Raw genomic sequence first — 12649 nt, 5'->3', positions numbered from 1 at the left:
GCAGCGTCCTTACTTAGCCGAAACGCCGTTCATAAAATACAGGCCGAACAGCTCCATAATATGTTCCTTGGAGAGCGGCTCGCGGTGGCTGGGCCATTCCACGACAAGCGCGATAAACAGCTTGATCAGAACATAGGCCGTCACCTCGGGATCGCAGCGCTTCAGCTCGCCCGCTTCGACCGCTTCCTGCACTTTATCCTTTACAAAAAGCAGCAGTGCTTCTTCGGTGTGACGCATCGCTTTAACGACCGATTCCGTACCGATCTCTCTCGCTTCGTGCGAGAGCTGCACGATCAGGTCGTGCTTGCTGCGGAACTCCATGACATCGAGCAGACAGCGGTACAAATTGTCGGCGAACGGATCATTTTTGCGAATAGCCGCTTCGGCTACCTGAAGCAGCTCCTCTGTGAAATTGCGTATAATTTCATCGAAGAGCTGCTCTTTATTTTCAAAAAACGTATAAATGGTACCTTTGCCCACCTTTGCGATCCGGGCCACCTGGTCCATCGTTGTCGCTTTATAGCCGAACAGGGCAAACGATTTTGCCGCAGCTTTTATAATTTCAATTTTCCGGTCCATTGCCACGTTAGATTCAGCTCCTTGTTTAATTGGCGTTCCAAGCCATCCGCATGTCATGACTCCAGAACGAAAGTCGTATATCCGGTCAGAACCGCACTGTTCTTATCATACCCGTATTGAGAAGACGCTTCAACCGCTCACGTGCAGTTGGATCGAACGATTGGATCGAATACAAAAATAATCGTTGCAAACGGCCTGGAAGCATGATAAGTTAGAAATCGACCAACTGACCAATTTATAATTTTGGTCATTTTTTAGAACGAAGGTGACTAATTGAATAAAACGGTCATTTAGTTTAGTGCTATGAGTTCCAAGTTTGTTCATTCCACGTTTGTAATTCCAAGGAAAGTCAGGTGACAAAAGCATGAGACCGCTGAATGTGTTTTTCAAAGATATGAAGATCGTCTTTACGAAGCCGATGCTGCTCGTCTCGTTTATCGCTGTCGCGTTTATCCCGGTCTTGTACAGCGGATTTCTAATCGAATCGTCGTGGGACCCTTACGGCCATCTGGAGAAGCTTCCCGTCGCCGTCGTTAACCTGGATAAGGGCGCTCAGTATGAAGGGAAGGCGCTGGACGTTGGGAACGATTTTGTGACGGAACTGAAAAAGAACGGAGATTTCAAGTGGAATTTCGTATCGGCGGAAGCAGCTCAAGATGGAATGGAGAACAATAAGTTCTATATGACGGTTACGATTCCCGAGGATTTTTCCACCAAAGCGACGACACTGATGAACAAGGACCCGCAGCAGGCGGAAATTATTTTCGAGCCGAACGGGGAGTACAATTTTATCGGCGGACAAATCGGCAACAGTGCCGTTAAGGATTTAAAAGCGGAGCTGTCCGAGCAGATTACGGCCGCTTACACCCGCAGCATGTTCGATCAGATCGATGATCTTGCCGGCGGGTTGAAAACCGCAAGCAGCGGAGCGGGGGAGCTAAGTGACGGCGCGAGCAAGCTGGAACAAGGAACGGCCGCGCTGAAAGCGAATCTGGCCAAGCTTGCGGACGGCACGCTTCAGCTCAAGAGCGGACTGGCGTCGGCCAGCGGTGGAGCGGTTACGCTTCATCAAGGAAGCGCTTCGCTTGTGGCGGGAGCGTCAGGCTTGTCGGACGGCCTGCAGCAGCTTACGGCCGCGGAACGGCAGCTGCAGAGCGGAGCGTACAGCGCCGCGCAGGCTGCGGCGCAGCTGCAGGCCGGCCTGCAGTCCGCGGCGGATAGCGGCGCGAAGCTGAGCGCCGGCCTGCAGGCGGCCGCCGACGGCGGCGCGAAGCTCGGCGACGGGCTCGCTTCCTCGGCCGCCGCCGGGTCGCAAGTTGCGGACGGCGCCCAGTCGGTGGCCGCAAGCCTGCAGCAGCTCGTTGCGGCCCATCCCGAGCTTGCCGGCGATGAGCAGGTGAAGCAGCTGCTTGCCGCCAGCCGCAGCGTTGCCGACAGCAGCGCGAAGCTGAGCGCCGGTCAGCGGCAGCTGCTGGAAAGCGGCAAGTCGCTGCAAGCGGGCCAGCAGCAGCTGCTGCAGGGCGGCGAGGCGCTGCAAGCGGGCCACGAGCGGCTGCTGCAGGGCGCTGCGAAGCTGAGCGCAGGCCAGCGGCAGCTCGAAGGCGGGCTGCAGCAGTTTGGCGGCAAGCTGTCCGAAGCGGCCGCCGGAGGCGCGAAGGTCGCCGCCGGGGCAAGTCGGCTCAGCAGCGGCGCAGAAAAGCTGCAAAGCGGTCTTGGAGCGCTGGCGGACGGTGTGAGCTCGGTTGCGAGCGGAGCAGGCCGTCTGAACAGCGGCGCCGGCGAGCTGCAGTCGGGCGCAATCAAGCTGGTCAGCGGATCCGGCGAGCTGGCGGCAAAGCTCGGCGACGCCGCCGAACAGACCGCCAGCGTGAATACGGCCGACAATACGGTCGATATGTTCGCCGGACCTGTTAAAGTGACGGAAAACGACGACCGCAAAGTGGAGCAGTACGGAACGGGCATTGCCCCGTACTTTATTTCGATGGCGCTGTTCGTCGGAGCACTGATCTTCACGACGGTGGTCTCCGCGCGGGAATCCTATACGCCGGGAGCGTCCGGGATGGGCCGCTTTGCGAGCAGGACGCTGACGTTCGTCGCAATGAGCGCAGCGCAATCGGTGGCCGCGGATTTAATTTTGCTGTACGGCTTGAAGCTGGACGTGGCCAATGTTCCGATGTTCATCCTGTTCACACTGGCCGCAAGCCTGACCTTCACGCTGATCGTGCAGGCGATCGTCACATGGCTGGATCAGCCGGGCCGGTTTCTGGTCGTCATGCTGATGATATTGCAGCTGACGAGCAGCGGCGGCACGTTCCCCGTCGAGCTGCTGCCGGAATGGATGCAAAAGCTAAATCCATGGCTCCCGATGACCCATACCATTATCGGCTTCAAGGGGGCTATTGCGAGCGGCGACACGAATGCCGCCTGGGGACAAATCGGCACGCTCGCAATTTATATGGCTATCTTCCTTGCGCTGACGTTTGCTTACTTCATCAGCCGCGGACGCGGTGTGAGGTCTGAGCCCGAGCTGCCAATCCCGGCATAATCCGAATACAGCGCTGCTGAAGAACGAAAAAACGGACTTCCTTCTCTAATTGAGGGAAGTCCGTTTTTTCCTACACCTCTTCGCCGCGCCGCTGCAAATGGCGCTGCAGCAGCATCGCCGACAGCGAGCAGAACAGGGCGCACAGCGCGACGAATACAAATCCGGCCTGCAAACCGCGTATCAGGCCGATGTCCGCGCCTCCGAAGCCGGCAAACAGCCGTTTGAAGGCGTCGGTAATGACGCCGATCAGAAGATTGCCGATCACGCCGGTGATTCCGAGCATGATGACGGTAAAGGTGATCGCCGTATCGCTGCTGCCGGCGTAACGCTTGGCCAAATAAGCCATCGTCGTCGGATAAATGGGAGCGATGCCGGCGCCCGCAGCCATAAACAGCCACGCTCCTTGTTCTCCCAGCACGACTGCGGCCAGCGTACACAAACCCGAGAAGAGCGAAAAGACGACAAGAGACCGGATCAGTCCGAGACGGTCGGTAATCGGCCCCAGCACAAGCCGCGAGAGCGTAAAGCAGAGAAAAAAAGCCGCCAGCATGCCGGAAGAAGCGGTACCGCTCCAGCCGTACGCTTTTTCCATAAAATTGGGCAGCCAGCCTCCGAAAGCCATTTCGGCCGTTACGCCGAGCGAGAGGATTGCGACAATTAGCCAGGCTGCCGGATCTTGTCCATATTGTTTGAACGTCATGCTCCGGGCGGCCTCTTTGACATCATCCCCCGGGAAAGAGGACAGCGCGGTCGGAATCATCGGTATAAGCGAAAGCGACATCATGATGAGGTACATGCCGCCCCACCCGAGCGCCGGCCCGAAAGGACGCGCATCCATCAGCACCGATGCGAAGATGGGGGCGACAATGGAGCTCAGCCCGTAGAAGAAGTGGGCCAGGTTCATCATCATGCCGGTGTTGCGGACGAAAATGCGCGCGCTGAGCACCGACAGGGCGATCTCCAGCGCTCCGTTGCCCAAGTAAAGAAAGAAATAGGCTGCGGCCAGCGTCGTGTAATTGTAGGATAAATAGATGAATACGCCGGATAATGCCATCGCGCCGAACGCCAGCAGCGTCGTGAAGCGGATCCCGAACCGGCGCGTCAGCAGCCCGGTAAAGCTGCAGGCGGCCAAATAGCCGAGCGAATTGAACGCGAGCAGCATGCCGAGCTGCAGCTCATCGAAGCCAAGATCGGTCTGCATGCGGGGAATGGCCGGACCTTTGCTGTTTTCGGAAAAACCGAATACGAGATAACCGATGAACACCGTAAGCAGCATCATCACACCGCTCAGGTGAAGCCGCTTGCCGCCTCTGAGCTTCTCATTAACTTTAACCGTTTTCAAAAACGTAACCCTCCACACGAACGTCATTCTTCACCCGCGCGCTACAAGCGCAAACGTTCCGTTCAATGTAACACGATTCCGTTCAATATAACACGATTCCGTTCAATGTAACACGGTTTCGTCCAAAGGGCAACGATCGGACGCGTTCAACTGCAGCGGTATGGATAAAAAGAAGCTGACCGGGGGAGGGAGTATGGCTCATCTTCACTAGAGAGGGATATTCCGGTAATATTAACGTGAAACCTGTCATAAGCCTATGCTTACGAGGCGGTTTTGACTTCGGCGGCACTTGAGGGAGGAATGAAGAGGATTGAATGGGAAGTTAAATTCGAAAGCGGATTGGAGAGGAGCCTAACGTCATGAAACAACGAATCGGCATTGTCGGATGCGGAGCTGCCGGGATTCAGCTTGCCTATTCATTAAAGAACGATTTCGATTTGACGATTATGCACGATCAGGAAGCGGACGATATCCGTTTCGGAAAAATCCGGTCGACGCAGGTGCACTTCAGTCCGGCGCGCAGCCGTGAGCGGCAGCTTCACATGCCGGTGCAGGACGGCGCTCCTTCGATACGACACATCCATTTAAGCATCGGCAATCAGAAGCTTTTTGCCGGTAAGCTGGCGGATGCCGCCTCTTCGGTCGATCAGCGCATGGCCTTCTCCCGCGCGATGAACGATCTGGAGCGGCAGGGGGTTCAATTTCGCAAAGCAAAAGTATACCGGGACAATATCGGTTCATTGGCTTAGCAATTCGATCTCGTAATCGATGCGACCGGTAAAGCGGGCCCTCTGGCGCCGTTTCCCATTGATAAAGAGCTCTCTCCGCTTCAAACCCCGCAAAGAAAATGCATCGTCGGTTATTTTAACGGGGTCGCGCCCGTTTCGCCTGAAGGAGTTTCGATTACGGTGCTGCCCGGAATTGGCGAAATGTTTGAAATTCCCGCGCTGACCGAACGGGGACCCGTTACCATTCTGTTTATTGAAGCCGTTCCCGGAGGGGAATTGGATGCGTTCAAAGGAGTCAAGACCGAATCGGACTTTCAGGAACGTATGCTAGGCTTGATCCGCCGGTACTTTCCGGATATCGAGAGCCGAATCGACCAGGACCGTTTTGGACCCGCAGATGAGCGGGCCATCCTCCAGACGGCCATTACGCCTGTCATTTACAGGCCTTATACGTCCGTCAACGGAACATTGATCGTCGGCTGCGGGGACAGCGTATTCCTCAATGATCCGATTACCGGACAAGGTTGCAATACGGCGTCATACTGTGCGGAGCGGCTGGCTCAGACGCTTAAGGACTATCGGGATCTTGAATGGGACCAGCGGATTGGCGAAGAATACTGGAGCCGGACAAGACCTTATGTTAAGGCGGTAACGGCCTGGACGAACGCCATGATGGGGCCGCTGCCGGTACACATCGGGGAGCGGTTGATGCAAGCGGCTGCCGACCAGACGAGCGCGGACGAAGTCGCCCGGTGGTTCGAAGATCCGCTGCAGGCGTACGAGGCTTTTTTTCATCATGAACGATAGCAGCGGATTTATTTTTCTGTAACCGTATCCAGAGCATGAAAAACAGCAGCGAGCAGTCCGAAACTGTGCGATACAGGTTCAGGCTGCTCTTGCAATGCCCACGTCCGACTGGCCGTTAATCGGTCGGTTGGGCGGAAAGATTGTCGATATCGGACGAGCCAAAGAAAAACAATCCGATCAAAATGACGGCGAAGATCACGGTCGCGAAAGCCTCTCCGTCAAAAGCCGCTCCATCACAAGCAACTCCATCAAATGCGTCTCTATTACTTGCCGCTCTTTTATCAGCCGCTCTATTATGAGCGCTCATCGGATACCCTCCTTTCACGTTGCCTCGCGACTTCGATCATTTTTTTTGAAACGTCCGGATCACTTCATCCAGCGTCATATCTTTATTGTCTTTAATAAAATTGACCATGTTATCTAAATTGGAGAAGTTGCCGAGCGTCTTGTATTTCCCGGTCAAACCGATAATTAAGGTCGCTTCCCGATACAGGGTTACCGAATCGACGTGCAATTTGCCCGTAAGAAGGAGGGCGGCGACGATGATTTCCATATTTTTCCCTTGGAGGGCATCCAAGATGGAGGAACGGTCGGTTGCGGTTCGTTTGTTCTTATTGTGGCTTGCAGAATGAGGAGGTATTTTTTTGTCTTTGCCAAAGGAAGCCATCGATTCTTCCTCCCGCCCTATTTTTCCTTGATCCGTATTCGATTGGTTTGAGGCGGAGATTACGGATGAACATTCGCGGAAGGCCGCTGCGGGTCGTATTGCGTATTGCGGCATCCCATATTCTATATAGGCAGTATATGTTACGGCGGGCTTTTGGCGACAGCAGGCGATCCGACAATTTCCAACAGCTGTCTTGACAAGCACTATATATTGATATAAATTTAATCTACTGATCTACATATGGAGCTTTTTCGTTTAACATAACCGCCATCGGGGTATAAAATGTGGACAACCGGTGGATAAACGGCACTGTGCGGTGGACAAGTCCGGTAATGCGGTGGATAAGCGGGGGACAACCGAAAATCCAAGCTTACCGGCTCATCGTATGATTATATGTTCATGTATTGGATTCATTTTCAACGCCTTGTAAGGAGTGGTTCCCGTGTTAGTCGCATTCGATTCCCGCACCGGCAACGTGCGCAAATTTGTCCGCAAGCTGAATCTGCCTTCCGTGCAGATCGACGAATCCTTGAAGCTGGACGAGCCGTTCGTGCTCATCACCTATACGACGGGATTCGGGGAAGTGCCCCCGAAGGTGAGCAAGTTTCTGGAACGCAACGCCGCTTATTTGCGGGGCGTGTCGGCGAGCGGCAACCGCAACTGGGGCACCGGCTTCGCCAAGAGCGCGGATACCCTCTCGCAGCGGTATCGTGTGCCGATCGTATGTAAATTCGAGCTGTCGGGAACGACGCGGGACGTGGAACATTTTATGAAAGAGGTGGAGCCCCTTGCGGCATATTGAGCTTAACAACGAATTGATGCAAAGAGGCGCGGACGGATTTTTCCGGCTGGAGAAGGACCGGGAAGCCGTCGCGGCTTTTATGGAAGAAGTGCGGGCGAAGAGCGTAAGCTTTGCCTCCCATAGAGAAAAAATCGACTACCTCGTTCAAGGCGACTACTACGAGGATGTGTACAACCGTTATTCCCCCGAGGATGCGGTATCGGTGTTCGAGCTGACACACGGGATGGAATTCACGTTCCCGTCGTATATGGCGGCGTCGAAGTTTTACACCGACTATGCGATGAAGAGCAACGACCGCTCGCAATATTTGGAGCACTATCCCGACCGGGTGGCGATCGTGGCGCTGCATCTGGGACAGGGCGACACGCAGCTTGCGAAGTCGCTGGCCGTCTCCATGATGGAGCAGCGGCTGCAGCCGGCGACGCCGACTTTCCTGAACGCGGGCAAGAGCCGCCGCGGCGAGATGGTGTCCTGCTTCCTGCTGGAGATGGACGACTCGCTCAATTCGATCAACTACTGCCTTTCCACTTGTATGCAGCTGTCGAAAATCGGCGGCGGCGTCGCCGTCAACCTGTCGAAACTGCGCGGGCGCGGAGAGCCGATCAAGGGCGTCGAAGGCGCGGCCAAAGGCATTATGCCGGTGCTGAAGCTGATGGAGGACGCGTTCTCCTACGCCGACCAGATGGGCCAGCGTAAAGGTTCCGGCGCAGCGTATTACAACATTTTCGGATGGGACGTCATGGAGTTTCTCGACAGCAAGAAGATCAACGCCGACGAGAAGAGTCGCCTGAAGACGCTGTCGATCGGCCTGATCGTACCGGACAAGTTCTATAAGCTTGCGGAGAACAACCAGCCGCTGACCGTGTTTGCGCCGTTCTCGGTGTACAAGGAATACGGCATCCACCTCGACGATATGAACCTGGATGAAATGTACGAGGAACTGCTCGCCAACGACAAGGTCGTCCGCAAAGTCGTCATGAGCGCGCGCGACATGCTCGTGAAGATTGCGACGATCCAGCTCGAGTCCGGCTATCCGTACATTATGAATAAATCGAACGCGAATGCCGGCCATGCGCTGAAGGATATCGGTTCGGTCAAAATGTCCAACCTGTGCACGGAAATTTACCAGCTGCAGGAAACGTCGGAGATCGGCGATTTCGGCCAGCCGAGCACGATCCGCCGCGACATCAGCTGCAACCTGGCGTCGCTGAACATTACGAACGTGATGGAGCACGGCAAAATCCGCGAGACCGTTCACGAAGGCATCGCCGCGCTGACGGCCGTCAGCGATATGACCCGCGTCTCCAACGCTCCGGGCGTCGTGAAGGCGAACGAGGAAATGCACTCCGTCGGACTCGGCGCGATGAACCTGCACGGATATTTGACGAAAAACAAAATCGCTTATGAAAGCGCGGAAGCGAAAGATTTTGCCCGGACGTTCTTCATGATGCTGAACTATTACTCGCTCGACAAGAGCGCGGATATCGCCCAGGCGAAAAACAAGCGGTTCCGCGATTACGAGCGCTCGGAATACGCCAAAGGCACCTATTTCGACCGTTATATCGAGACCGATTACCGGCCGCAGACGGAGCGGGTGAAGGAACTGTTTGCCGGGATGGACATTCCGTCTCCGCAGGACTGGGCCTCTTTGAAGGAGAAAGTCGCCCGCCAGGGACTGTATCATGCGTACCGTCTCGCAATCGCGCCGACGCAGAGCATCTCCTATGTGCAAAATGCGACGTCGAGCGTGATGCCGATCGTCGAGCAGATCGAGACACGCACGTACGCGAACTCGACGACGTATTATCCGATGCCGTATTTGTCGCAGGACAATTTCTTCTATTATAAATCGGCCTATCAGATGGACCAGTTCAAGGTGATCGACCTGATCGCCGAAATTCAGAGCCACGTGGACCAAGGCATCTCCACCGTGCTGCACGTGAACAGCAACGTAACGACCCGTGAGCTCGCCCGCTACTATTTGTACGCAGCCAAAAAAGGGCTGAAGTCGCTTTACTACACGCGCACGAACCACCTCAGCGTGGAAGAGTGCATCAGCTGCGCGGTATAGCAGAGTATTATCACCGAAATCAAAAACGCGCTGTTTGAAGGCAAGCCTGTTGTGACAGCAATCAAGATGCAGCACGCCGGACCGGCGCTGCGGGAGCGCATTTCGTAAAGGGCTCCGGCGGCAGCCGGTCTGCCGTTTCAGCGGGCCGGAACTTTCCCCGGCTTGTGAGGTAATTGTTCAGCCGGGCATCTTAGGACGGTGCAACGCTGCAGCTGCATGGTAACGGTCGAACTTACGTTTATGGATGGAAATAACAGCCGCTGCAAGCGGCGTGACATACATACCGGCGGCAAGCCTCCCAAGGTGCGCGCCGTCAAATGAAGGAGCGAATAATGATGATGGAAGCGTTGAAAACAGCCTTGGAGGAGTCCCTCGAAGTGGACGGGCAATCCGCTCAGGCGGCGAACAAAGCAGTGGGAGGCAAGCCGGCGAAGGCCGTCAACTGGAACCGTCCCGACGACGATTTTACGGCGACGTTTTGGAGTCAGAACTTGATGCAGTTCTGGACCGATGAGGAGATTCCGCTCTCCGACGACAAAATGTCGTGGATGTATCTCAGCGACGCGGAACGCGAGCTGTATATGAAGGTGCTGGGCGGCTTGACGCTGCTCGACACCGTTCAGGGCGGCGTCGGCATGCCGAAAATTATGGAGCATGTGGACGGCCTGCAGCGCAAGGCGGTACTCGGATTCATGGGCATGATGGAACAAATTCATGCGAAGTCGTACAGCAGCATCTTTACGACGCTGGCGACGACGGAAGAGATCGACGCCGTGTTCAAGTGGGTGGAGCTGCACCCACTGCTGCAAAAGAAAGCGGACGTCATCTCGCGCTATTACCGCAGCATCCAGACGCCGCGCGACCTGTATATGGCGATGGCCGCGTCGGTGCTGCTGGAAAGCTACCTGTTTTACAGCGGGTTTTTCTACCCGCTTTATTTGGCCGGCCAAGGCAAAATGACGAGCAGCGGCGAAATCATCGACCTTATTTTGCGCGACGAGAGCATTCACGGTCTTTATGTCGGCGTGCTGGCGCAGGAACTGCACGCATCGCTCGATGAAGCCGAGCAGGAAGACACGATCCGCGAGCTGCAGGAGCTGCTGCAGCTGCTGCACGCGAACGAAGAGCTGTACACCGAGGAGCTGTACGACGCGATCGGGCTGACCGATGAGGTGAAGGTATTTGTCCGCTACAATGCGAACAAGGCATTCATGAATCTCGGACAGGAGCCGCCGTTCCCGGAAGAAGACGTGAACCCGATCGTGTTCAACGGCATCAGCACCCGCACGAAGCAGCACGACTTTTTCTCCAAGAAGGGCAACGGCTACGTTCGCACGCTGAACGTCCAGCCGCTGCGCGACGAAGATTTTACGTTTGATTTTTAAAATAGTGAATGGATGAACCGGGTTTCCCATCAGGGGGAGCCTGGTTTTTTTATGGATGGAACAGGGGTGGGGGCCAAATTTAGGTCGTGGCGGGGAGCTGCCTTGTCTGGTGAGGTACTTATCGGTTTTTAGTCGCTTTGGTGCACTATCCCCTTCGCTCAGGAACGAAAGTCCCTTTCCAATTTTGCAATCGCTTAACGTATAAAGGAGAACGGCTCAAACTTGCCATCACACAACGTATTAAAGAGAACAGCTAAACCTGTAATCATTCAACGTAATAAGGAGAACGAAATGAAATGTTCGTCGTCAGCGCGCCTGGCATTAGAAAGAAGTGCGGAATGGATTTTGGACTGACGCACAGGATCAAGCAGGGCGGGATGGAGATTGGGCTGATACACGGATCAAGCAGGGCGGGATGAAAATTGGTCTGAAAGCAGATTGAAGCCATCCTGTCGGTATGATGCGCAGCAAGGCGTTTTGCCTCGTGCAGGATGCTTATTATTGTTTTGAAAGGAGAGCGGAGAGTCCTCTTCCGCGTAGCGAATGCTTTTCCGTCTTCTCTGACTGCAAGCGCAACTTGCGCGCCAGCCGCCTCTGACTTCTCCTCCGAAAAAGGAGAGCGGAGCGCGCTGGGTTGAATCTGGAGAAGCGTCAGCGTTCGCCTTTGTCCCCGGATTTCAACCGTATTGCGGTTAATTCCAAGAAATCCGGGGACAACAGCGATCGGAAGATCAAACCCGTTTGCGCAGCGCTACCTTTTTTCACTCTCCCATTGACTTCTCGACCAGCCCGAAAAAATCGTCCATAAATTGCTCCGCCTCTACCTGAATGCAGATGTGGGAGGTTGGCTCATTCGGGTGCGTCCGGTACAAGTCTTCCGTTGTTCTTCCTAGTGCATCCTCTTCCAGATCCACTTTAATGAACATCGGAATTGTACGGACCAATGCGGGATTTTTGGCGACGCCTACCGCTAATGGGTCGTGAAGGGCGCAGCCTTTCAAGTACGGATGGTATTTTTTGTACTCCTTTAAATAAAACTCGGTAAAGTCCGCGAAAAAGGCTCCGACTTCGGTTCCCTTCTCTCTCCAGCGCAGCACGTCTTCGGCGGTCAGCAATGTTTTGCGGGTAACATCGAGGCTGACCAGCGTAATCGGAAGTTCCGTTTTGAACACGAGTTCGGCGGCTTCCGGGTCGATGATAATATTCGCTTCCGCGAATTTGCTTGCATTTCCCGGAGTCATGACAGCGCCGCCCATGGTCACCACGCGGCCGACCATGTCTACGATAGCCGGATCTTTAACGATCGCTTGTGCGAGATTAGTAAGAGGACCTGTTGTGACGATCGTTAAATCCTGCTTGTGAAGGTGCGCCTGTTCGATTATAAAATCAACTGCGCTTTTTCCATAATCGGGAACGGACGTTATTTCGCCAAGCGTTTCGCCCAAGCCGTCCATGCCGTGAAACTCGCCGCCATATTCTTTTGCACGCCGAAGCGGCTTGTCCGCTCCTTTATAGACCGGTATGTTATGTTTCAGCGACTCAAGAATGACGCTTGTGTTGCGAAACGTATAATCTACCGGGGCCATCCCGTAAGAGACCGTTATGCCAAGCAAATCGATTTCCGGCGAAGCTGCCGCATACGCGACTGCCAGCGCATCGTCGATCCCGGTATCCACATCCAAAATCATTTTAACCGTCATAGGATAACTCCTTCCCGTAGCTG

The 12649-nt window shown here is 54.9% G+C and carries 11 protein-coding genes; 6 read left to right on the top strand and 5 right to left on the bottom strand.

The features are described 5' to 3' along the window. Positions 1-9: 9 nt before the first annotated feature. Positions 10-579 (bottom strand): TetR/AcrR family transcriptional regulator, encoded by a 570-nt coding sequence (locus VN24_RS04935; protein WP_052703174.1) that lies wholly within the window; start codon positions 577-579, stop codon positions 10-12. A gap of 364 nt (positions 580-943) precedes the next feature. Here VN24_RS04935 and VN24_RS04930 point away from each other — a divergent pair, with 364 nt between their 5' ends. Further along, entirely contained in the window at positions 944-3124 is a 2181-nt protein-coding gene (locus tag VN24_RS04930) for a YhgE/Pip family protein (RefSeq protein WP_045669502.1), read from the top strand. A gap of 70 nt (positions 3125-3194) precedes the next feature. On the opposite strand, the gene VN24_RS04925 is transcribed toward VN24_RS04930, so the two are convergent. Beyond that, the gene (locus VN24_RS04925) at positions 3195-4466 is read right to left on the bottom strand and encodes an MFS transporter (protein WP_476638854.1); all 1272 of its coding nucleotides are present in this window, start codon (positions 4464-4466) and stop codon (positions 3195-3197) included. Positions 4467-4825: 359 nt separating this feature from the next. Between VN24_RS04925 and VN24_RS28055 the strand changes: the two genes are divergently transcribed. Together VN24_RS28055 and VN24_RS28050 are read left to right on the top strand one after the other, a co-directional pair. Then, positions 4826-5215: a hypothetical protein gene (locus VN24_RS28055; RefSeq protein WP_238590831.1), complete on the top strand. Its 390-nt coding sequence runs from the start codon at positions 4826-4828 to the stop codon at positions 5213-5215. Positions 5216-5230: 15 nt separating this feature from the next. After that, on the top strand, positions 5231-6001 hold the full coding sequence (locus VN24_RS28050) for a styrene monooxygenase/indole monooxygenase family protein (RefSeq protein WP_274520442.1): 771 nt from the start codon (positions 5231-5233) through the stop codon (positions 5999-6001). A gap of 115 nt (positions 6002-6116) precedes the next feature. On the opposite strand, the gene VN24_RS04915 is transcribed toward VN24_RS28050, so the two are convergent. Continuing rightward, positions 6117-6308, bottom strand: a complete 192-nt coding sequence (locus VN24_RS04915; protein ID WP_045669501.1) for a hypothetical protein — start codon at positions 6306-6308, stop codon at positions 6117-6119. Between the two features lie 36 nt (positions 6309-6344). Further along, on the bottom strand, positions 6345-6668 hold the full coding sequence (locus VN24_RS04910; RefSeq protein ID WP_052702796.1) for a hypothetical protein: 324 nt from the start codon (positions 6666-6668) through the stop codon (positions 6345-6347). Positions 6669-7110: 442 nt separating this feature from the next. Here VN24_RS04910 and nrdI point away from each other — a divergent pair, with 442 nt between their 5' ends. From nrdI to nrdF, 3 genes are all read left to right on the top strand, one after another. Continuing rightward, a complete protein-coding gene (nrdI, locus tag VN24_RS04905) occupies positions 7111-7470 on the top strand; it encodes a class Ib ribonucleoside-diphosphate reductase assembly flavoprotein NrdI (protein ID WP_045669500.1) in 360 nt (119 codons plus the stop codon). Continuing rightward, a complete protein-coding gene (gene nrdE, locus VN24_RS04900; RefSeq protein ID WP_045669499.1) occupies positions 7457-9541 on the top strand; it encodes a class 1b ribonucleoside-diphosphate reductase subunit alpha in 2085 nt (694 codons plus the stop codon). Before nrdI ends, nrdE begins: the two co-directional genes overlap by 14 nt. A gap of 317 nt (positions 9542-9858) precedes the next feature. Continuing rightward, the gene (gene nrdF, locus VN24_RS04895; protein ID WP_238590830.1) at positions 9859-10926 is read left to right on the top strand and encodes a class 1b ribonucleoside-diphosphate reductase subunit beta; all 1068 of its coding nucleotides are present in this window, start codon (positions 9859-9861) and stop codon (positions 10924-10926) included. 761 nt (positions 10927-11687) lie between these two features. Here the strand turns inward: nrdF and VN24_RS04890 are convergent. After that, positions 11688-12626, bottom strand: coding sequence for a nucleoside hydrolase (locus tag VN24_RS04890; RefSeq protein WP_045669498.1), 939 nt, complete (start codon positions 12624-12626; stop codon positions 11688-11690). Between the last annotated feature and the right edge of the window lie 23 nt (positions 12627-12649).

Source organism: Paenibacillus beijingensis (genome assembly GCF_000961095.1).
GTDB classification, from domain to species: Bacteria; Bacillota; Bacilli; order Paenibacillales; family Paenibacillaceae; genus Paenibacillus_O; species Paenibacillus_O beijingensis.
This window is presented reverse-complemented; position numbering and strand designations above follow the sequence as displayed.

Coding starts and splice junctions, on each gene's coding strand:
- VN24_RS04935 (WP_052703174.1), bottom strand. CDS start 579: ATGGACCGGAAAATTGAAATTATAAAAGCTGCGGCAAAATCGTTTGCC.
- VN24_RS04930 (WP_045669502.1), top strand. CDS start 944: ATGAGACCGCTGAATGTGTTTTTCAAAGATATGAAGATCGTCTTTACG.
- VN24_RS28055 (WP_238590831.1), top strand. CDS start 4,826: ATGAAACAACGAATCGGCATTGTCGGATGCGGAGCTGCCGGGATTCAG.
- VN24_RS04915 (WP_045669501.1), bottom strand. CDS start 6,308: ATGAGCGCTCATAATAGAGCGGCTGATAAAAGAGCGGCAAGTAATAGA.
- VN24_RS04910 (WP_052702796.1), bottom strand. CDS start 6,668: ATGGCTTCCTTTGGCAAAGACAAAAAAATACCTCCTCATTCTGCAAGC.
- nrdF (WP_238590830.1), top strand. CDS start 9,859: ATGAAGGAGCGAATAATGATGATGGAAGCGTTGAAAACAGCCTTGGAG.
- VN24_RS04890 (WP_045669498.1), bottom strand. CDS start 12,626: ATGACGGTTAAAATGATTTTGGATGTGGATACCGGGATCGACGATGCG.